The sequence below is a fragment of the Xanthomonas hyacinthi genome (assembly GCF_009769165.1).
Lineage (GTDB): Bacteria > Pseudomonadota > Gammaproteobacteria > Xanthomonadales > Xanthomonadaceae > Xanthomonas_A > Xanthomonas_A hyacinthi.
On sequence record NZ_CP043476.1, the window covers coordinates 2,241,317 to 2,263,984 of the forward strand.

General features: G+C 67.1%; 9 protein-coding genes and 1 pseudogene. 8 read left to right on the forward strand and 2 right to left on the reverse strand.

Annotated features, from left to right (window positions below):
- Positions 1-4: 4 nt before the first annotated feature.
- Positions 5-1,210, reverse strand: coding sequence for a beta-ketoacyl-[acyl-carrier-protein] synthase family protein (locus FZ025_RS10110; protein WP_046980169.1), 1,206 nt, complete (start codon positions 1,208-1,210; stop codon positions 5-7).
- Between the two features lie 220 nt (positions 1,211-1,430).
- Here FZ025_RS10110 and FZ025_RS10115 point away from each other — a divergent pair, with 220 nt between their 5' ends.
- The 6 genes and pseudogenes from FZ025_RS10115 (at position 1,431) to FZ025_RS10140 (ending at position 12,485) form a co-directional block, all read left to right on the forward strand.
- Positions 1,431-1,691, forward strand: a complete 261-nt coding sequence (locus FZ025_RS10115) for a YcgL domain-containing protein (RefSeq protein WP_046980185.1) — start codon at positions 1,431-1,433, stop codon at positions 1,689-1,691.
- Entirely contained in the window at positions 1,684-4,998 is a 3,315-nt protein-coding gene (locus FZ025_RS10120) for an ankyrin repeat domain-containing protein (protein WP_104558841.1), read from the forward strand. Before FZ025_RS10115 ends, FZ025_RS10120 begins: the two co-directional genes overlap by 8 nt.
- A gap of 409 nt (positions 4,999-5,407) precedes the next feature.
- Positions 5,408-7,198 (forward strand): glycoside hydrolase family 15 protein, encoded by a 1,791-nt coding sequence (locus FZ025_RS10125; protein WP_104558840.1) that lies wholly within the window; start codon positions 5,408-5,410, stop codon positions 7,196-7,198.
- The gene (zwf, locus tag FZ025_RS10130; RefSeq protein ID WP_104558839.1) at positions 7,195-8,964 is read left to right on the forward strand and encodes a glucose-6-phosphate dehydrogenase; all 1,770 of its coding nucleotides are present in this window, start codon (positions 7,195-7,197) and stop codon (positions 8,962-8,964) included. The genes FZ025_RS10125 and zwf overlap by 4 nt, the downstream gene beginning before the upstream one ends.
- Positions 8,965-9,209: 245 nt before the next feature.
- Positions 9,210-11,378: a type I secretion system permease/ATPase gene (locus FZ025_RS10135; RefSeq protein WP_104558838.1), complete on the forward strand. Its 2,169-nt coding sequence runs from the start codon at positions 9,210-9,212 to the stop codon at positions 11,376-11,378.
- Positions 11,375-12,485: pseudogene (locus FZ025_RS10140) on the forward strand (HlyD family type I secretion periplasmic adaptor subunit). Before FZ025_RS10135 ends, FZ025_RS10140 begins: the two are co-directional and overlap by 4 nt.
- Positions 12,486-12,562: 77 nt before the next feature.
- Here the strand turns inward: FZ025_RS10140 and FZ025_RS10145 are convergent.
- The gene (locus tag FZ025_RS10145; RefSeq protein WP_158185509.1) at positions 12,563-13,579 is read right to left on the reverse strand and encodes an IS30 family transposase; all 1,017 of its coding nucleotides are present in this window, start codon (positions 13,577-13,579) and stop codon (positions 12,563-12,565) included.
- A gap of 69 nt (positions 13,580-13,648) precedes the next feature.
- On the opposite strand from FZ025_RS10145, the gene FZ025_RS10150 reads away from it, so the two are divergent.
- The gene (locus FZ025_RS10150; protein WP_146093611.1) at positions 13,649-14,209 is read left to right on the forward strand and encodes a hypothetical protein; all 561 of its coding nucleotides are present in this window, start codon (positions 13,649-13,651) and stop codon (positions 14,207-14,209) included.
- A gap of 44 nt (positions 14,210-14,253) precedes the next feature.
- On the forward strand, positions 14,254-22,668 hold the full coding sequence (locus tag FZ025_RS10155; protein ID WP_146093612.1) for a Tle-like phospholipase domain-containing protein: 8,415 nt from the start codon (positions 14,254-14,256) through the stop codon (positions 22,666-22,668).

Genomic DNA, 22,668 nt, shown 5'->3' on the forward strand with positions numbered 1-22,668 from the left:
GTGCTCATGCGCGGCCGAACAGCAGCGAGCAATTGTTGCCGCCGAAGCCGAAGGAATTGTTCATCGCGTAACGGACCTGTGCGTGGGCATTGGCGAAGCGGATCTGCGGGCCGCACTCGGGATCGGGTTGTTCGCTGTTGAGGGTGCCGGGGAGCAGGCCGTCGCGCAGCGCCAGTAGCGCGAACACCGACTCCACGATACCGGCCGCGCCCAGCGTATGCCCGGTCCAGGCCTTGGTCGAACTGGCGTGCAGGGTGGCCGGGAACAGCGCGGCCACCGCGGCGGCCTCGATGCTGTCGTTGGCCGGGGTGGCGGTGCCGTGCAGGTTCAGGTAGCCGATCTGCGCGGCGTCCACGCCGGCACGCTGCAGCGCGCCGCGCATCGCCAGGCGTGCGCCCAGGCCCTGCGGGTGCGGTGCGGACATATGGTGCGCGTCGCTGGATTCGCCATAGCCGCACAGCAGCGCCAGCGCCGGCGGCGCCGCGGCCGCATCGCTGCGCTCCAGCAGCGCGTAGCCGCCGGCTTCGCCCAGCGACAGCCCGACCCGGCGCAGGTCGAACGGCCGGCACGGCTCCGGCGACACCAGCTGCAGCGCGTTGAAACCGAACAGCACGCTGCCGCACAGCGTGTCCACGCCGCCGACCAGCGCCGCATCCACCACCCCGGCGGCGATCAGCCGCGCCGCCTGCGCGAATACCTTGGCGCTGGACGAACAAGCCGTGGCCACGGTGATGCACGGGCCGCGCAGGCCGCTGGCGTGGCGCAGGAAATCGCCCAGCGAATGCGGCGTATGCACGATCGGCCGGTCCAGGTCGGCAGGGAAGCGCGCGCCCGCGGCGTCGTGGTCGAGCCGGGTGTAGGCCTCCTCGCTGGCGCCGATGCTGGAGGTCGAAGTGCCCATCACCACCGCCACGCGCTCGGCGCCGTGGCGCTGCGCGGCGGCGGCGAGCGCCGCCTGCATGCCGTCCTGCTGCAGCGCCAGCCACGCCAGGCGGTTGTTGCGGCATTCCCATGCGGCCAGCGCCGGCGGCAGCGGCAGCGGCAGCGTTTCCAGCGCGTCCACGCGGCCGATCCAGCAGGGCAGCGGCTGCGCGCCGAAATCGTTGCGGCGCAGGCCGCTGCGGCTCTCGCGCAAGGCGCTGGCCTGGGCCTGCAATCCGCTGCCGAGCGCGGTGGTCGCGGTGTACGCACGAATTGCGACGGGTGCCATGCGGGGCGACGGGGACGCTTCGGTCACGCGATATTCCGTAAAGGACGAGTCGCAGGAGTATATCGGCGCGGTCCGCAAAGCCGTGAAGCGCGCGCGCCCACGCTGAACGTGAACGGGCACGCCGCGTGCTTTATAAATGCAGCGCGGCGCGCGCGCTTTCGCCGCTGGCGCATTTCCTCCACAATCGCTTGCCTTTCCACGCCAGGCGCACGCCACGCGCATGCAAGCCTACGTCTACAAAAGCCAACGCAAGCCGGACACCTATCTCTACCTCGCCGCGCGCGACGATTTCGGCTGTCTGCCGCAACCGCTGCTGGCGTCGTTGCAGCCGCTGGTGTTCGTGCTGGAGGTGGCCTTGACCGCCGAGCGCACCCTGGCCAGGACCGACCCCGCGGCGGTACGCGCGAACCTGGCCGGCTGCGGCTTCCATCTGCAATTGCCGCCGCTGCCCGACGGCCGGACCGGCCGACACGATGACTGATTCCCCCTTCCACGCGCGCGCGCCCTGGATCGCTGCCGCGCTGGGCGCGCTGCTGGTGCTGGTCGCCGGGTTCGGCCCGCTGGCCGCCGCCCTGGGCGCGTGGCTGGCGCAGCCGGCGTTCGCGCTGGCGCTGTCCTGGCACCGCGGCAGCCGGCCGCGGCCGACCAGCCTGCGGGCGCTGGCACGCGAACTGCTGCCGCTGCTGGCGCTGTGGGCCGGCGGACTGGGCCTGGTCGCGCTGCTGGTGGCCTGGCCGCTGGCGGCGCTGCGCGACAGCGGCAGCCTGGCCGCCGCGCTGGCGCTGAGCGTGGCCGCCAGCGCGGCGTTGCTCGGGCTGTGGCGCACCTGGCCGCTGTGGCATGGCAGCGAGTGCGAGGGCGGCGCGCTGGGCGCGCGCTGGCAGGCGCTGGCGCAGCAGGACGTGCAGGCCTGGCGCGGCCTGGCGGTGGCGGCGCTGGTGCTGCTGCTGGCCGGGGTCGGCGTGCTGCTGGCCTGGCCCGGGCTGCTGGCCGCTGCGGCGCGCTGGCCGCTGGCGCTGGCCTATGCGCTGCTGTCGCCGCTGCTGCATGCCTTGCTGCAGCGGGTGGCGCCGCCGCAGGCGCTGCCGCTGCCGGCGTCGTCGGCGGACCTGTTCGCCGAACTGAGCGCCGCCTCGGCGCTGCGCGCGGACGAAGCGCCGCCGCCAGCGGATGAACTGCATGCGGCACTGTACGCCGCCGCGCGCGGCGGCCGCGTCGATCGCGCGCTGCAACTGCTGCAGTCCGGCGCCGACCCGCAGGCGCTGCCGGCGCCGGACTGGCGCGACCAGCGCAGCCTGCCGGTGCTGGCCGCGGTGCTGCCGGACCTGCGCCTGCTGCGCGAGCTGATCGTGCGCGGGGTGGACGTCAACCAGCCGCACCTGGGCATGACCCCGCTGCTGGCCGCCACCCGCGACAGCTGGCATGGCCGTCCCGAGGCGGTGATGACCCTGCTCGCCAACGGCGCCGACCCGCGCGCCAGCGACAGCGACGGCAATACCCCGCTGCACCACGCCGCGCGCAGCTCCGATCCGGGCGTGGCCGCCTTGCTGCGCGATGCCGCGGCCGAGCTGGACGCATTGAACCGCGACGGCCTGACCCCGCTGGCGGTGGCCTGCCACGTCGGCAACTGGCGCATGGGCAAGTTCCTGCTCGAACGCGGCGCCAAGCCCGAGCCGGCCGAGGGCAGCCCGGTGCTGCTGGCCGCGGCCGGCACCGAGGAAGACGATCCGGCCGGCGTGCAGCTGCTGCTCAAGCACAAGGCGCGGGTCGATGCCCGCGACCGCCAGCGCCGCAGCGCGCTGCACGAGGCGGCGCAGGCCGGGCACGTGGAGATCGTCGATGCGCTGCTCGGCGCCGGCGCCAACCTGGAAGCGCGCGATGCGCTGGGCCGCACGCCATGGCTGGAAGCCGCCCGGCATGGCCGCGTCGCGGTGCTCGAACACCTGCTGCCGCACAAGCCCGAGCTCGGCGCGGTCGATGGCGACGGCCGCAACGCGGTGCTGCTGGCATGCACCGCCGACCAGGTCTCGCCGGGGCTGATCCGGCGCCTGCTGGAACTGGGCATCGCCGCCGCGCAGCCGGACCAGAGCGGCCGCCGCGCAGTCGATCTGGCCGCCGAGGCCGGGCGCTGGGCGATCGTGTCCGCGCTGGACCCGGACTACCCGTTGCCGGCCGCGGTCAGCGACGGCCAGGGCGAAGTCGGCCGCGCCAGCCTGCCCGACCGGCCGCCACTGGAACTGCTGCGCGAAGGCCTGCAACTGGGCCAGCGTGACGGCCTGGCGGCGCTGGCGCGGCTGTGCGCGGCCGAGGAACTGGGCGCGCTGCTGCACGATCCGCACCTGGCGCTGAACCCACAGGCGGTGGACTGGCTGCTGGCGCATGGCGCCGCGCCCGAAGTGCTCGACGCCTGCGGCGACACGCCGATGTTCGCGTTGCTCTCGCGCGGCGTGGAAGCGGTGCCCAGCCTGCAGGCGCTGCTGCGCCAGGGCGTGTCGCCGGCCGGGCGCGGCGGCCTGACCCGGCTGCTCGCCGCCTGCGCGCAGCACGACCACGCCTCGCGCGCGCTGGAGCAGTTCGCGCTGGAGCTGCTCGAACGCGGCGCCGACCCGTTCGCGCCGTCGCCGGCCGGGGATCCGCCGCTGTCGCTGGCGGTGCGCCTGGGCTGGCTGCGCCTGCAGCTGCAACTGCTCGAACGCGGCGCCGACCGCGAGGCGCGTGACAGCCACGGCATGACCGCGCTGCACCTGGCCGCCGCGTTGGGCCGCGAGGCCTCGCTGAAGCTGCTGATCCAGCAGGGCGCCTCGCCGGAAGCGCGCGCTGCCGACGGCCAGACCCCGCTGGGCGTGGCCCTGGCCAGCGGCCGCCGCGACCTGGTCGACTGGCTGGACTGGCGGATCTGGCCGTTGCCGCGGCGTCCGCTGCGCGAGGCCGACCTGCCGGCCGCGGCGATGGTCGGCGACGCCGATGCGATCCGCCGCCTGATCGACCTCGGCCTGGCAGTGGACGCGATCGACGCGCAGGGCTGTACCGCGCTGCTGCGCGCCGCCGGCGGCGGCCATGCCGCGGCGGTGGACCTGCTGCTGGCGCGCGGCGCCAACCTGCAGCACGCCGCGGCCAGCGGCGCCACGCCGTTGTCGGCGGCGGTGAGCATGCGCCAGACCGACATCGTCGCCGCGCTGCTGGCCGCCGGCGCGCAGATCGAGCAGCGCCTGCCCGGCGGCGTCAGCGTGCTGATGCTGGCCTGCGCGCTGGGCCTGCCGGACATCGCCGCGCGCCTGCTGGCGGCCGGCGCCGACGTGCATGCCGGCGACGCGCAGCAACTGGCGCCGCTGCATTGCGCCGCGCTGTACGGCTTCAGCGCGCACGACAAGGCGCGCCTGCTGGCGCTGCTGGATACCTTGCTGCTGGCCGGCGCCGAAGCCGACCGCAGCGCCGCCGGCGGGGTGACCCCGCTGCTGCTGCTGCTCGGCGCGCGCGCCGAACCGGGCACCGCCTGCGCAGAGCCGGTGGTGCTGGCCGGGGTGGAGCGCCTGCTCGACGAAGAGGTGAGCCTGGACGTGCAGGACCCGCGCGGCTTCGGCCCGCTGCACCTGGCCGCGCTGCACGGCCTGCCGCTGCTGGTGCAGCGCCTGTTGCGCGCCGGCGCCGACCCGGACCTGCGCGACACCTTGAACCGCCCGCCGCGCGAGATCGCGGTGATGCGCGGCTTCGTCGACGTCGCCGGCCAGTTCCAGCCGGCGCTGCCGGGGGTGTCCTCGATGGCCCGCTTCCTGCGCGAAGGCCGCTGAGGCGGTCGCCTTCTTCAAAGATCTGGAGCAGCGAAGCAACAAAGTCCCTCTCCCCCCGGGAGAGGGGTTGGGGTGAGGGTACGGCCGAAGTGGCAAATCCGACAGGCTCCGGACCCCACGCAGCCGACCCCCAAGGCCAGCCGGACTCGCGGCCGGACGCAATCCACCGGATGCGTGTGCGAGCGACTTCGGAGGGCTCGGGGCATCCAGTGCGAGGAGCGCTGCGAGGTCGCGATGGGGGCAAACTTCGCCGCCGCGACGGCAGCCGTGCGTACACCACGACCGGTCCTTGAAGCTTCTTACAGGCACTCGCCGCCGCAACGCCGCCGTCAGCTTTTGCACACACTCGGCATGGGAGACTGACCGCTTGGTGCGTCGATCCGCACCGGCAACCGAGGAGGGCGGCACGATGGCGGCGCGAATCGAGGACTACGCCATGCTCGGCAACTGCCGCAGCGCGGCGCTGGTGGACAAGCAAGGTTCGATCGACTGGCTGTGCCTGCCGCGCTTCGATTCCGACGCGCTGTTCGCGGCGCTGCTGGGCACCCCGGAGCACGGCCGCTGGTCGATCGCACCGCTGGCCGAGTTCCGCAGCACGCGCCATTACCGCGACGGCAGCCTGGTGCTGGAGACCGAGTTCGAGACCGACAGCGGCGCGGTGGCGGTGCTGGACTTCATGGCCGCCAGCCACGGCGACGACGTGCACAACCACGTGGTGCGCATCGTGCGCGGGCTGCGCGGGCGCGTGCCGCTGCGCATGCAGCTGCAGCTGCGCTTCAACTACGGCCGCACCATCCCCTGGGTGTCGCAGATCGACGGCGGCCTGCAGGCGATCGCCGGGCCGGACCAGATCGCGCTGCGCAGCCCGCAGCCGATGCACGGCCACGGCTTCGCCACCGAAGCGGACTTCGCGCTGGAGGCCGGTGCCAGCACCTGGTTCGTGCTCAGCCATGGCGCCTCGCACCTGGAACTGCCGCCGCCGCTGGCGCCGGAACAGGCGCTGGCGCAGACCGAGGCGTTCTGGCATGGCTGGTCGCACCGCTGCGTGCATGCCGGCCCGTGGACCGAGGCGGTACGCCGTTCGCTGGTGGTACTGAAGGGCCTGAGCTACCTGCCCACCGGCGCGATCGTCGCCGCGCCGACCACCTCGCTGCCGGAACGGCTCGGCGGCGAACGCAACTGGGACTACCGCTTCTGCTGGCTGCGCGATGCGGTGTTCACCCTGACCGCGCTGCACGCCGCCGGTTATTCCGACGAAGCGGCCGCCTTCCATGGCTGGCTGCAGCGCACCGTGGCCGGCTCGCCGGACCAGTTGCAGGCGCTGTACGGCATCGGCGGCGAACGGCGCATGCCCGAATGGGAGGTGGACTGGCTGCCCGGCTACGAAGGCGCGCTGCCGGTGCGCGTCGGCAATGCCGCCGCCGGCCAGTTCCAGCTGGATGTGTACGGCGAGGTGATCGCCGCGTTCCATCGCGGCCACCACGAAGGCATGGCCACCGCGGCGCATGGCCGCTCGCTGGCGCGGCAGTTGCTGGAAGTGTTGGAGCAGCGCTGGCGCGAGCCGGACGAAGGCATCTGGGAGATCCGCGATCAGCGCCGCCACTTCGTGCATTCCAAGGTGATGGCGTGGCTGGCGTTCGACTGCGGCGCGCGCGACGGGGTCACCGATGCCGATGCCGCGCAACGCGCGCATTGGCGCGCGCTGGCCGACGAAGTGCAGGCGCAGGTGCTGCAACAGGGCGTGCACCGCGATGGCTATTTCGTGCAGAGCTACGGCAGCGAGCGGCTGGACGCGGCGACGCTGCTGATCCCGTTGGTCGGGTTCCTGCCGGCGGACGATCCGCGCGTGGCCGCCACCGCCGATGCGATCGCGCAACGGCTGAGCAGCGACGGCCTGGTCGAGCGCTACCGCGCCGACGACGACAGCGGCGACGGCCTGCCGGCGGGCGAGGGCAGCTTCATCGCCTGCAGCTTCTGGCTGGTGGAAAACTATGCGCTGCTCGGTCGCAGCGAACAGGCGCGCGCCCTGTTCGAACGCCTGCTCGGCCTGTGCAACGACGTCGGCCTGCTGGCCGAGGAATACGATCCGCGCAGCGGCCGCATGCTCGGCAACTTCCCGCAGGGCTATTCGCACGTGGCCCTGGTCCACGCCGCGCTGCGCCTGCATGGCTTACTCGGCAAACAGGAAACCCATCCATGAGCGATGCGACACAAGCGACTCCGCCCTGCCTGATCGTGGTCTTCGGCGCGCGCGGCGACCTGACCCGGCGGCTGGTGCTGCCGGCGCTGTACAACCTGCGCCGCAGCGGTGCGCTGCCCGAGCAGTTCGCGGTGATCGGGGTGGATCACGGCGACATCGGCGAAGTCAGCTGGCGGCGCCTGCTCGGCACCGCGCTGCGCGGCCTGATGGCCGACCGCAACGCCGAGTTCAAGGCCGACGGCGCGGACGCGGAGGCATGGAACTGGCTGCGCACGCGGCTGCACTACCTGCGCGGCGATTTCGCCAACGCGGCCACCTATCGCGCGCTGGGCGAGGTGATCGCCAAGTACGACGCACAGTACCGGACCGGTGGCAACGTGCTGTTCTATCTGGCTACCGCGGCGCGCTTCTTCGCCCCGGCGATCGAGCAGCTGGGCGCGGCCGGGCTGGTCGAGCAGCACGCCGGCGGCGGCTGGCGGCGGGTGATCGTGGAGAAGCCGTTCGGCCACGACCTGCAAAGCGCCAGGGAGCTCAACGCCATCGTCGGCCGCGTGCTCGACGAGGACCAGGTGTTCCGCATCGACCATTTCCTGGGCAAGGAGACGGTGCAGAACATCCTCGCCTTCCGTTTCGCCAACGGCCTGTTCGAGCCGGTATGGAACCGCGACCGCATCGACCACGTGCAGATCACCGCCGCCGAGACCATCGGCGTGGAAGGCCGCGGGCGTTTCTACGATCCCACCGGCTGCCTGCGCGACATGGTGCCCAACCATTTGTTCCAGCTGCTGGCGATGATCGCGATGGAACCGCCGGCGGCGTTCACGCCCACCGCGATGCTGCGCCGGCGCGCCGAGGTGATCGAAGCGGTGCGGCCGCTGACCCCGGCCGACGTGGTCCGCGGCCAGTACGCGGCCGGCGCGATCGGGCGCAACGCGGTGCCCGGCTACCGCGAGGAAGACACGGTGCCGGCCGATTCCAACACCGAGACCTACGTGGCGATGAAGCTGCAGGTCGACACCTGGCGCTGGGCCGGCGTGCCGTTCTACCTGCGCACCGGCAAGCGCCTGCGCGAACGCACCACCGAGATCGCGATCCGCTTCAAGCCGGCGCCGCTGGCGCCGCTGCGCAGCGCCGAGATCGGCGGCTACGGTCCCGACTGGCTGGTGTTGCACATCCAGCCCGACGAAGGCATCTCGCTGCAGTTCGACGTCAAGCGCCCGGGCGCGCGGGTCAGCCTGGCGCCGGTGCGCATGGACTTCCGCTACCGCGACTGGTTCCCGAAGGAATACACGGTCGGCTACGAGCGCCTGCTGCAGGACTGCATGAACGGCGAGGCCGGCCTGTTCCAGGACGCGACCATGGTCGAGGCGGCCTGGCGCATCGTGCAGCCGATCCTCGACGCGTGGCAGGCCTCGGCCGAGGAAGTGGCGCAGTACCCGGCCGGCAGCGCCGGCCCGGCCGCCGCCGACGCCCTGCTCGCGCTCAACGGTGGCCACAGCTGGCGCGCGTTGACCGCTGGCCGCCGGCCGCCGCCGCGGCGCGCGCCGGAAGGCGCCGCCGACGCCGTGCCGGCGCCGGCCAAGCGCGCGGCCGCTTCCAGGCCTGCCGCGCGCAAGGCCAAGCCGACGCAGGCCGCGCTGCCCAAGAAGGCGGCCAAGCCCAAGAAGACGCCTGCGCGGACGATCGGGCGCGCATCGCCGAAGGCGCAAAAGCGCGCCGCGAAGACGGCACCGGCAGCGGCCAGGCGCGTCCGGACGCCGCGCTAGCGCGTTTTTCTCTCGCCCACAGGGGGCATCGCCTGGACCAGAAATGCGCTGGCCACAGGCTCGCGGCGAGTGGACACGGCGCGCCTGGAATCGAATGCCTGCCTGCTTCAGGCATGGATTGTACGGCGCCGCTGGGCGCAACCGTTGCGGCGCTCGCCGCAGCGGCAGGGCGCTTGACTTTTGCGTGAGCCTCCCGCAATGCTCCGCGCCATCAAGGCCATTGAGGGCCGCATAGCAGGGACGTTATGCAACAGGGGGGAGTGGCGTTAGCGCGGGTTGGGGAAGACGTGCCTGCGGCAGATCCGCCAGCGGATCTGGCGCTGCGTGGCCTGGTGCTGTTGGCGCAGTTGCACGGCATTGCGGTCGATGCGTCCCAGCTTGCGCATGCGTTCGGCAGGAGCGCAGCGGCCTTCGATGAGGCCACTCTGCTATTGGCCGCGCGCCAACTTGGGCTGAAGGCCAAGGTCTCCGGGGTGCCGGCCGCTCGCCTGTCCATGGCGAACTTTCCGGCGCTGGCCTGGGGAACGACGGGCGAGGCCTTTCTGATTGCCCGCATGCAGGGCGACCAGGCGCTGATCCACGATCTCGCCGAGCGGCGTCCGCGCCAGATCGCGGTGGAGGAGTTGCAACGACGCTATGGCGGGCGCCTGCTGCAGGTCGCCTCGCGCGCCTCGGTGCTGGGCCAGCTGGCCAAGTTCGACTTCACCTGGTTCATCCCGGCCATCGTCAAGTACCGGCGAATGCTGCTGGAAGTGTTCGTCGTCTCGCTCTTCATCCAGCTGTTCGCGCTGATCACCCCGCTGTTCTTCCAGGTGGTGATGGACAAGGTGCTGGTCCACAACGGCCTCACCACGCTGGACGTGATCGCCATCGGCCTGGTCTGCATGGCGGTGTTCGAGGTGCTGCTGACCGGGCTGCGCACCTACGCGTTCGCCCACACCAGCAGCAAGATCGACGTGGAGCTGGGCGCGCGGCTGTTCCGCCACGTGCTGGCGCTGCCGCTGGCGTATTTCGAGTCGCGGCGCGTCGGCGACACCATCGCCCGCGTGCGCGAGCTGGAGAACATCCGCAGCTTCCTGACCGGGCAGGCGCTGACCACGGTGCTGGACCTGCTGTTCACCGTGGTGTTCCTGGCGGTGATGTGCGGGTACAGCGGCTGGCTGACGGTGATCGTGGTGATTTCATTGCCGCTGTACGCGCTGATCTCCGGCGCGATCACGCCGGTGCTGCGCCAGCGCCTGCAGGACAAGTTCGCGCGCGGCGCCGACACCCAGTCGTTCCTGGTCGAGACCGTCAGCGGCATCGGCACGGTCAAGGCGATGGCGGTCGAGCCGCGCGCCACCCGCACCTGGGACAACCAGCTGGCCGGCTATGTCAGCGCCGGCTTCGGCGTGACCCGGGTGGCGACCATCGGCCAGCAAAGTGTGCAGCTGGTGCAGAAGCTGGTGGGCGTGGCGATCCTGTTCTTCGGCGCCAAACGGGTGATCGACGGCCAGCTTTCGCTGGGCCAGCTGATTGCCTTCAACATGCTCTCCGGCCAGGTGGCGGCCCCGATCATCCGCCTGGCGCAGCTGTGGCAGGATTTCCAGCAGGTCGGCATCTCGGTCGAGCGGCTGGGCGACATCCTCAACACCCGCACCGAACTGCCCGGCAGCAAGATGGCGCTGCCGCCGATCCAGGGCCGGGTCAGCTTCGAGCGCGTGCACTTCCGCTACCGCCCGGAGGCGCCGGAGGTCCTGGCCGGGGTCGCGCTGGACATCCAGCCCGGCGAGGTGATCGGGATCGTCGGGCGCTCCGGCTCGGGCAAGAGCACGCTGACCAAGCTGGTGCAGCGGCTCTACACCCCCGCGCGCGGTCGCGTGCTGATCGACGGCCATGACCTGGCCCTGGCCGATCCGGCCTGGCTGCGGCGCCAGCTCGGCGTCGTGCTGCAGGAGAACGTCCTGTTCAACCGCAGCATCCGCGCGAACATCGCGCTGGCCGATCCCGGGATGCCGCTGGAGCGGGTCATCCACGCCGCGAAGCTGGCGGGCGCGCACGACTTCATCACCGAATTGTCCGACGGCTACGACACCTCGGTGGGCGAACACGGCACCGGCCTGTCCGGCGGCCAGCGCCAGCGCATCGCCATCGCCCGGGCGCTGATCACCGATCCGCGCATCCTGATCCTCGACGAGGCTACCAGTGCGCTGGACTACGAGTCCGAGCATGCGGTGATGGCCAACATGCACGCCATCTGCAAGGGCCGCACCGTGTTGATCATCGCCCATCGGCTATCGACGGTGCGGCGCGCGAACCGGATCGTGGTGGTGGAGCAGGGGCAGATCGTCGAGACCGGCACCCATGCCGAACTGGTCGAGCGCCCGGACGGGCATTACGCGCGGCTGCACCGGTTGCAGGCGGGGGTGGCATGAAGCACGTCCTCGAGGGGGTCCATGCATTCGCGCAGCGCTACGGGGGCGTGTTTCGCTCGGCCTGGGCCGCGCGCCGCGCACTGGACGCGCCCGCGCGCCGCGACGACGAGCGCGCGTTCCTGCCCGCCCACCTGGAACTGATCGAAACCCCGGTCTCGCCCACGGCGCGCTGGACGATGCGGACCATCGTCGCGTTCTTCTGTGTCGCCCTGTTGTGGGCATGCCTGGGCAAACTGGACATCGTCGCAGTGGCGCCGGGCAGGACCGTGGCCGATTCGCGCACCAAGGTCATCCAGCCGGCCGAGACGGCCGTGGTGCGGCGCATCCGGGTGCGCGGCGATCGAACCGATGGCCGAGTCGGCGCGCATCTCCAAGGCGCGTGCCGAGGACTACGGCCGCCTGGTCGAGGGCAAGTACGTCGGCCGCCACGACTATCTGCTGCGCGAGCAGGAGCGCATCGCCGCCGAACGCGACTTGGCCACGCAGCGCAACCGGCTGCAGGAGATCGGCTCGGCGCTGCGCGCGGCCGAGGAGGAACTGCGCGTGCTGGTGGCCGAGTTCCGGCAGCAGACGCTGGACCAGTTGCGCGAGGCAGAGCAGCAGGTGGCGCAGGGCACGCCGGAACTGGCCAAGGCCGGGCGGCGCGATGGCCTGATGACGCTGCGTGCGCCGGTGGATGGCACCGTGCAGCAGCTGGCGGTGCATACCGTCGGCGGCGTGGTCACCCCGGCGCAGGAACTGCTGGCGGTGGTGCCGCAGGAGGCGCTGGAGGTCGAGGCGACGGTACTCAACAAGGACATCGGCTTCGTACGCCCGGGGCAGCCGGTGACGGTGAAGATCGAGAGTTTCCCGTATACGCGCTATGGCTACCTGACCGGAAAGGTAATGAGCGTGTCTCACGACGCGGCGCAGGACGAGAAGCTGGGCTTGGTGTTCCCTGCCCGCATCCGCTTGGACGGCAGCAGCCTAGATATCGACGGTGTGGTGGTGAGCCTGAGCGCCGGCATGGTGTTGAGCGCGGAGATCAAGACGGGCAAGCGCCGGGTGATCGACTATCTGTTGAGTCCGTTGCGGCAGCATGGCGGGGAAGCGTTGCGAGAGCGATGAGCGAAACCGCAAGATAATCAATTGGTTGAAGAAGTAGATATTCGAATTGTACGAAGGCAGTGGGAGGATTGGCGGTCTCAAGAATCAAGTGCAACACGTGATTTGAAGGCGAGGATTTCCTTCTCCATGGCCGCTGCCGGCGTGGCCCAGCCTAATGTCTGGCGAGGACGCCCATTCATCAGCTTGGCGACGTGATTGAGGTACTCCTGGCTCGCTTGCGACAAGTCCACGCCCTTGGGCAGGAACTGGCGCAGCAGGCCATTGGTGTTCTCGTTGCTGCCCCGCTGCCACGGCGCATACGGATCGGCGAACCACACGTCGATGTTCAACCGTCGCATCAGCTCCTCGTAACAGGTCAGTTCCGTTCCGCGGTCGTAGGTCAGGCTCTCGCGCAGGAAGGCCGGCAGCTTCTTCATCTGGCGAGTGAAGCCTTCCAGCGCGGCGTCCGCGGTGCAGCCATCCATCCTGCACAGCACCACGAAGCGTGTCTTGCGCTCGACCAGCGTGCCCACGCAGGACCGGTTGAACGCGCCCTTGATCAGGTCGCCCTCCCAATGCCCCGGCAGCAGGCGCTGTTCCACCGCTTCGGGCCGATGCACGATGCGCAGCTCCTCCGGTACCCAGGTGCGCGCCGCTGCTGTGGTGCGCCTGCGGCCTCGCGTGGGCTTGCTCTGGCGCAATGCATCGACCAGGGCCTGCTTCAGGCCGCCGCGCGGATGCGCGTAGATGGCCGCGTAGATCGTCTCGTGACTGACCCGCTGGCTGGCGTCGTCTGGATGCATGTCCCGCAGTGTGGCCGCGATCTGCTGCGGCGACCAGCGATCGAACACAAGACGGTCGTGGACGAACTCGAACAGCACCGCGCCCGCGATCAGCCTGCGTGCTCGTACGCTGCGCGATCGCCGCGATCGATACACCAGGGCTGCCGCATGCGCCGAGTACACGCCGCTGTCCAGACGCCGGATCTCGCGGCTCAGCGTCGATGCGCTACGCCCCAGGCGGCGACCGATCCCACGAAGACTCGTTCCCCGATCGCGTTCGACCTGAAGCACCGCGCGTTCCTCACTACTCAGATGACTGTACTGTCTTCCCATCGCAACACCCTACGCTCTGTGAGGTGTTGCACTTGGAAGTTGAGTCTGCCATTCATGAGTACTTCAAGCATGCGTAACATTCGTTCGGCTCTTTTCTGCGTTCTTCTCGCGACGCTGGCAGGCTGCGGCCGGGTGAGCCTGGCATGGAAGGAAGAGGTCCGCCTTTCCGATGGGCAGCTGATCACCATTGATCGAACAGCGAAAGGTCACATTCAACGTGAAATTGGTGGCCCGACGGGCTGGAAGTCGAGCGAGGAGACGCTGAGTTTCTCAGGCACGTCCAACGCCAAGGCTCCGCCGACATGGCGGTCAAATCTGGTTCCGATTGTGCTGGACTACGAAGCGGCAACATCGACTTGGATCGTGGTGGCCACCTACGTCTACTGCGATACTTGGTACGATATGGGAAGGCCGCAGTCTCCCTATATCGAATACGCATCGACCGATGGCGGTGAATGGAGAGTAATTCCACTGGATTCAGGTCGCATCGGCCAACTCGCGAATCTACTAGCTAACGTCCGCCGTACCGGAGAGCCCGCCTTGGTCCGTGAGGTCGAGAAAGAAGAGCGACGGAAAAGAAACTCAGATAGATTAAAGAGAATATCGGGGATTTTGAAAAATAATTGCTAGCGCATCATCGCACTGTGGAAGTGATAAACCTAAAGGACTGAAAAATGGCAGATAGACTTGACTACGCACTTCTGGCAAACCGGGTCTACAATCGACCTGAAGTGAATCGCATTCCTACTTCGCCGGACTGGAAAGAAAAGGCGTGGATTAAAGATGACGCGATCACCGGATTCTCTGCTGGCGTCTACCAAAGGGATAACGAGATTGTTATCTCGTTCACGGGTTCCAACGAGGCGTTGATTAACGACTTCGCCGTGGCGAACATCCCGGCCGGCCTCGGTGCAGGCTCGGTGCAGATACTGCAGGCGATGACTTTGGTGATGAATGTCATAGCGCAGAACCCGGGTGCACAAATCAGCTTCACGGGTCACTCCCTCGGCGGTGGTCTGGCCTCCATGATGAGCGTGTTCTTCGACTTGCCATCCACCACGTTTGACGCTGCACCTTTCCAGGCCACTGCGGTCGACGTGGCAGAAGTTGTCAATCTCCATGCGCAGCTCGCGATCGCGGGATTTTTCAATACAGAGTTCGATGCCTATGTGCAGTCCTTGGCGACCGAATTCGCAGCTCGGGAGTCGCAGGTAACCAGCTATTACCTTGAGGGCGAAATCCTCGAATTGATCCGGTTTCCCATGACAGTCATCGAAGGGAATGCGATGCCGGCAATAAGCATCGGCACACCTTCAGTTCTCGACGGTACAAGCTTTCTCACCAGCCTGAGTCCTCGTGCTGAACTCCACTCGATGACGCTGTTGCAGGCAGCGATGTACTCCGAAGACTTCCGGCTCGGAATGGCCCAGCAGCGCTTAGCGCTCGCGGAGTTCATCGATCCTTCGCTCTATGGAAGCAGTGCGGACCAGGAACCGCCAAATTTGATGGCGCAACTCATGATCCGTCACTTGGCTGATCTGGAGGCTGGCAGTCCGTTGGCGCGGCTGGATGCGATTGGCCAGGACCTGCAGCGCATCGGTACCGCGGGAACCGCATCCGAGACGACTCTCAACAAGGGCATCATCGATGCACTTTCCGAATACTATTTCTTTCAGAAAGACGCGGTCGGCGCAGGCCTGGTGGAGAACGTTAGCGGTGGCATTTCCCTAGACATGTCGCGCTTCTCCCAAGATGGAGATGGGCGAGGCAGGAATCGTCTTTCCAGAGCATTGTGGGATTTCCTCAAAGATGGCGGTAGTAGCTCTCCCTTGCTTAGCAGAATGGGAAAGCTGGTAATTCAGAATGGCGATAGCGGTCTTTCCTACGATGGCGACGGCAACAACGAGCTTGTGATCGGTGGGAGAGAGAGCGATACGCTTAGAGGAGGGGCGGGCGATGACTACCTTTATGGTCTGGATGGTAGTGACGATCTAGAGGGTGGCGCGGGGAACGACTTCCTTGCAGGTGGGCTTGGCGACGACAACTACCGCTTCCGGAGCAGCGATACGGCGGAAATCACCCTGGATCGCATCGCCGATTCGGACGGGAGCGGACATATCTGGTTTGATGGTAGCGTCATCACGGTTGGGCAACGGACTTCGGAAGTCGCCTGGCTCGACAGCACAGGCAAGCTCCAGTTGACCTTTCTGGACAGTGGCAACGGCCGCGGCACCTTGGTCATCGACGTGATTGCAACGCATGGCAGCATCCGGGTCCAGGACTGGGCTCAGGGTAATCTGAGTTTGAGCCTGGGCGGTCAAGTCCCCGTCGTTGATGGATCACAACTGACCGGTGAGGATGATCTTTTCGGTAGCAATGGCAACAACGTTGGCGCCGACACTATCAAAGCATTGGGCGGCAATGATGGCCTTGAAGGCGGTGCAGGCGACGACCACCTCGATGGTGGTGCCGGTAATGACCTAATTCTCGGCGGCACGGGTAATGACGTACTGATTGGTGGCGAAGGTAACGACTACATCTACGATGGATACGAGCGGGCGAGCTTCAGCGAGCTCGACACGACGCCCGATTCTGATACGGGCAAGAGCGAACAAGACGAGTTCTACGAACGCGTGAATGAGCTGGGTGCAGCGGTCCTCGATCATGGCAAAGCCTGGTACATCGCGGATTTGATCTATGCGCCTGGCTGGACAGAACTGGACACGAACGCCACACCGAGCGGAGACGACATGATCGATGCCGGCGGCGGCAACGACACGGTGGTGGCGGGCGACGGTAATGACATCATTCGCGGTGGAAGCGGAAACGACCGCCTGACGGGTGGCTACGACAATGACGTAATCTTCGGCGAGGCCGATGACGACACCATCAGTGGCGACTATCCGGATGCGGCAGGCGCCGGGAACTCTATAGGGTGGCGTTCGTCTGCCCAGGCAAATCACAAGGGCAACGACGCGATAGATGGCGGCGCCGGCAATGACAGTATCAGCGGCAATGGTGGCAACGACGTACTGTCCGGAGGCGACGACAATGACCGGATCTGGGGCCGAGGCATGGCAGGTGCTGCCGACAGCGACGATGCCGACAGCGACTACATCGATGGTGGCGCTGGCGACGACATTCTGACGGGCGATGACGGCGACGATGTCATCATCGGCGGCATAGGCAACGACAACATCTGGGGAGACAATAGCCAGGCCGGCACGCGTCACGGCAACGACAGCATCGATGCCGGGGCAGGCAATGACTTCGTCAGCGGTGGCGGAGGCGATGACATGATCGAGGGCGGTGCGGGCTCCGATACCTTGACCGGCGATGCTCGGGACATCGACGGATCTGCGCATGGACGTGACCTGATCCACGGCGGCGCCGACAACGACATCATCGATGGCGGGGGTGGGGACGATGCGCTGTACGGCGATGATGGAGATGACCAGATCGTCGGTGACGTGGCTTCCGACGGGACACTGGCCGCCGCGTATCACGGCAACGATTATCTGGATGGGGGCGCCGGAAACGACCTGCTGATCGGCAACGGCGGAAACGATCAGTTGTCCGGTGGGACGGGGGATGATGAATTGCAGGGTGGGGACGGTGACGACCTGCTCGATGGCGGTGCCGGCAAGGACGTTCTCCATGGTGAGGCCGGCGACGACACGCTCAGTGGTGGCGACGACGACGACAAGCTGTACGGTGGTGCTGGCGATGACCGCCTCAGCGGCGGCACTGGCGTGGATACGCTCGCAGGCGGGGACGGCAAGGATGTCCTTGATGGTGGTGATGGCAATGACATCCTCGATGGCGAGGCTGGCAACGACACGATCTATGGCGGCGCTGGCGATGACACCATTGATGTTGACGACGGCGACGATACGGTCTATGCCGGTGTCGGCAATGACAGCATCTACGCAGGGGCCGGGAACGACGTTATCCATGCCGAAGACGGAAACGATATCGTCACCGCCGCCGAGGGAGACGATCAGGTCTACGGCGGTGCCGGCAGCGATACGCTCCATGGCAGTGCAGGCAACGACACACTGTACGGCGAAGATGGCGACGACCATCTGATCGGTGGTGCGGGCAACGACACCCTGATCGGTGGAGCAGGGCTGAACCGCTACTACTTCGACCGTCAATTCGGCCAGGATGTTATCGAATTGGCCATCGGTAGCCAGGACCAGATCTACCTGCAGCAGGGGATCGCGGCCGAGGAGGTTACCTTCACCCGCGACCAGGATGATCTGGTCTTGGCTATGGCCGACGGCAGCAGCCTGCGAGTAGTCGGCTATTTCGCCACAGGCACCGCCGCATGGATCCAACTGGGCGACGGTTCCTGGATCAGTCGTGAATTGATCGACTCGGGCGTCTATTACGGTACCGTCACCGGCGGCAGTGGCGCTGGGGAAAACCTGCAGGGCACGGAAGGCGACGATCGCCTGTACGGCCTGGGAGGCAACGACACGATCGACGGCCAGGGCGGAAACGACTTGATCGACGGTGGCCAGGGCAACGACACCCTGTCAGACGGACAGGGCAACGACTTCGTCTATGGCGGCGCCGGAAACGATGTCATCAATTTGGTCCACAACGGCGGAGGGAACGGTTCGGATGTCATCGACGGCGGTGCCGGCGACGAGACCTACAACGTCGCCTGGGGCTCAGGTTACGATGTGATCGTCAACCTGGACGCCGTCAATGCCGGTAGCGACACCATCAATCTGGTCGGCATCAGCCAGAACATGGTGATGAACTACCAGGTCGACGGCAACGACCTGATGATCTTCGTCTCCGGAAGCGCCGGCAGTCCGGGTGCAACCGCCGACAACACGATCGTACTGGAGGGCTTTCTCGCCAACGGCGGCCATCGCGTGCGCTTCGCGGAAGGGACCGAGCTCTCGGCTACCGACTTCCAGCAGCGATCGTGGACGGGGACTTCGGGGGACGATACTTATGTCGGAACTTTTGCGCCAGACGTCATCAACGGACTAGGGGGCAACGACACCCTTTCCGGGATGGACGGAAACGACAGCATCTACGGCGGCGAGGGTGACGATGTGCTCGACGGTGGCTCGGGCAACGACGTATTGTACGGAGACGATGGCAATGACATCGTTCGCGGTGGTGACGGCGACGATCGTCTCTACATGGGGTTTAGGGGCAACTATGTCGATCGCTATATCGGCGGCAACGGCAATGACGCCTATTACCTCAACCACAACTACACTTCGTCTGCATCTCCGCCGACCACGCAGAGCAGCAATATCGAGGAAGAAGCTGGCGGAGGCATCGATACGCTCTATACCAACTTCTACAATGCCACGCTGGGTGCGAACGTCGAGAACCTGGTCTATACACCTGCCAACTTCTGGTGGCCGGATTCGCCCAGCCAACTGAGCGGCAACGCACTCGACAATGTCATCCAGGTCATCAGGACCTCCAGTGCATCTCATATGCCGGACCTGAGCTTCCGGCTGGACGGAAAAGGCGGCAAGGACACCTTGATGGGCAGTTCCAGCAAGGAGACCTATGTCGTCGACAGTGCTGACGACATCATCGTCGAGCAGCAGACGGACTACGACTCGATCGACACCGTCGAGGCGAGCCTGGATTATTCGATCGAAACCCGCCTAGACCTGGAGAACATCCGGCTCACAGGCGCGGCAGTGTCGGCGATCGGCAACAGCGACGACAACTTGCTGGAGGGTTACCTCGCTACCGGAATCAACCAGCTGTCCGGTCTTGGAGGAAACGATACCTACCTGGTCACCCGGAAGGACGTGGTGATCGAGTCGGCAGGCGGCGGCAATGACACAGTGGTCATCGCCGCCTGGGACGAGACGACCAGCATGAACATGTGGGTATCGGTGTCGGACTACGCCAACGTGGAGAACCTCACGCTGTACACCGTCTACGGCGACGGCGTCAGGCTGCTCGGCAATCTACGCGGAGACGATGGCGGAAACATGCTGAAGGGCAACATGTTCAGCAACGAGGTGCGCGGAGGAGGGGGTAATGACGTCATTTGGGGAGACTACAAGAACCCACTCGACAGCCAGGCTGCGAGTTCGTCCTATAGAGATATCCTCTATGGAGAGGGAGGAGACGACACGATCATGTCCTCCGTTTATGGCGCGGATCTATATGGCGGAGCCGGCAACGACATCTTGATCGGTATCGGCGGCGCCTACCTCAACGGAAGCTACACCAGGTCCTATGGATGGAGCGACCGATTCTTCTACGATGTGGGGGGCGGAACCGATAGGATCCGGTCCTGGAACGGCAGCACCGACGATTTCGACCAAGTCATCTTCGGTGAGGGCGTCAACCCGGACGACGTCGTCTGGTCGCAGGACGGCACCAGCCTCGTCATCCAGGTCGGCAGCGATCCGAACGACCGCCTGATCGTAGAGAACTACTGGCGGGAGAGTGCGCCGGGGCAGTACACGTTGATTCAACCGATCGACGAATTCGTGTTTGCAGACGGCACCGTCCGGCGGGGCGACCTTAGCCAGCTGCCGTACGACAACAATGCGCCTGTGGCGAACTGGTTCCAGCTTCCTGCCACGGCGCGCGTCGGAGAAGCGTTCGAATTTGCGTTGCCCGATGGAGCCTTCACCGACGATGCCGACGACACACTGACCTACTCGCTCAGCGGCCCGACCTGGATGAGCATCGATCCGGTCACCGGCACGATCAGCGGGACGCCGCCGCAGGACGCCGAGCAGGTCTCGTTGACGATCACCGCGACAGATCGATTCGGCGAATCCGCATCCACCTATGGGAGCTTCAAGGTGATCGCGGTTATGCTCGGCACCGAGGGCGACGACGTCATCACCGGCACCGCGCGCGGCGAGGAGTTGTATGGCCTAGCGGGCAATGATCGTCTCGCTGGCGGCGGAGGTACGAATGTCCTGTACGGGGGTAAGGGCGACGACACCTACGTTTTGACGGAGCCCAGCTACGACAGCATCGTGGAGCTGGCCGACGAGGGCTTCGATACCGTCGAGAGCAGCTTGTACACGTACACCACCGCCGAGAGCATCGAGCGGGTCGTCTTGGTCGAGGGTAGTTCGGCATACCTCGCGTACGGCGCCAGCGGCACCCAGGAGCTGGTCGGCAATTCCGCTGCCAACTACCTCAATGGCGGCACGGGTGCCGATCGCATGGCCGGCGGCGCGGGCGACGACGTGTACATCGTCGACGATGCCGACGATGTCGTCGTCGAGGGGGCAGGTGAGGGCGAGGACCAAGTCCTCGCCAGCCTGACATGGACGCTGTCGGCCAATGTGGAGATAGGCAGTCTGACAGACGGCGCGGACCTGGGGCTGACTGGCAATGACTTGGCCAATACCCTCTACGGCAACGACTCGAATAACGCGCTTGATGGTGGCCTTGGCGCGGACTCCCTGTACGGCTACGGCGGCGATGACACCTACTACGTCGATACGGACGCCGACAGCATCGTTGAGGATGAGGGCCAGGGCATCGATACCATCGTGCGTGGCTTCGGTAGCCAGTACGTCCTGGCCGACAATGTCGAGAACCTGCGCCTGATAGGCAGTGCCGACCAAGGCAATGGCAATGCGCTGGACAATTTCATCGAGGGCAGCGCCGCCGACAACACGTTACTAGGGCTGGACGGTGCCGACGAACTACGCGGCATGGCCGGCAACGACACGCTGTGGGGTGGCAATGGCGACGACCTGCTGGTGGGCGGCGAGGGTGACGACATGTATGTCATCGACGCCACGACTGGCAGCGACCGGGTCGACAATACCGGCGGCGGCACGGACTGGCTGATCTTGGAGAACGGCATCACGACTTCGCAGCTGGCCCTGGCCCGCGACGGCGACGATCTGGTCGTCACCGTCCACGGCAATGCCAGCCAGCGCATCACGGTCACCGATCACTTCCTCGGCGGCGATATGGCGCTGGACTACCTGCAGCCGGCCAGTGGTTCGGCCCTGAACACGGCGGCGATCAATGCACTGGTCACCAACAACGGCGGTGGAAGCGACCATGGTGGTGGCACGCCCGGCACCGGCAACGATGCCGACTATCCTGCGCAGCAAACCGGCACCGCGGCCGGCGAGCAGATCGTCGGCAGCAGCGGCCGCGATCTGATCAAGGGCCTGGGCGGCGGCGATACATTGTTCGGCATGGGCGCCGACGACAAGCTCGACGGCGGCGACGGCAACGACCACCTGTCCGGCGGCAACGGCAGTTTCAGCGGGTCGGGCAACGACATCCTGATCGGCGGTGCCGGCGCCGACCAGCTGGTCGGCGAGGACGGTGCAGACGTGCTGTTCGGCGGCACGGGCGACGACACCTACTTCTACGCCGCCGGCTCCGGCGTGGATAGCGTCGACAACACCGGCGGCGGCAGCGACTGGCTGTACTTCGATGGCATCGAGCGGGCGCGCCTGACCTACCACCGCGACGGCGACGACCTGATCGTACGCGTGGATGGTGACGCGGCGCAGCAGATGCGCGTGCTCGACCACTTCCTCGGCGGCGAACAGGCGATTGCCTACGTGCAGCCTGGCGATGGCGGCTACGCGATCTCGGCTGCGACCATCGCCGAGCAGCTGACGCCACTGGGTTCGGCCAGCCGCAGCACCGCGTCGGCGTCGCTGACGGCCGCGCCGACGCTGGAGGCGCTTGAATTCGGCGCGGACGAGGCGGGCACGCTGGCGCAGGCCATCGACGCCTTCGCCATCGGCGCGTCGATCCTGCACGCGCCGATGGCGATGCCAGCAGGCAGGGCGCCGGCAGTTCGTCCACAGCTCGGAGGCGCCCTGCCGCCATCGGCCAGTGGCGACATCGCAGCGCTGGATGCCGGCAATCTGGAGCTGCCGGTTGCGCCTTCGGCCCCGGCCGGCGCGGCCGGGCAGCCCCGTGCCGAACTGCATCAGCTGATCGACAGCCTGGCCAGCGTCGCTGGCCGGAGCGTGCTGCCGGCGGCCAACGACATGGGGTTCGACGAATTGGGTATCGCCAGCAGGACGTCGTTCTGGCGAATGCCGCACAGCAACGCCAGTGTGCATCTCCGTCGCATGGAACTGTGA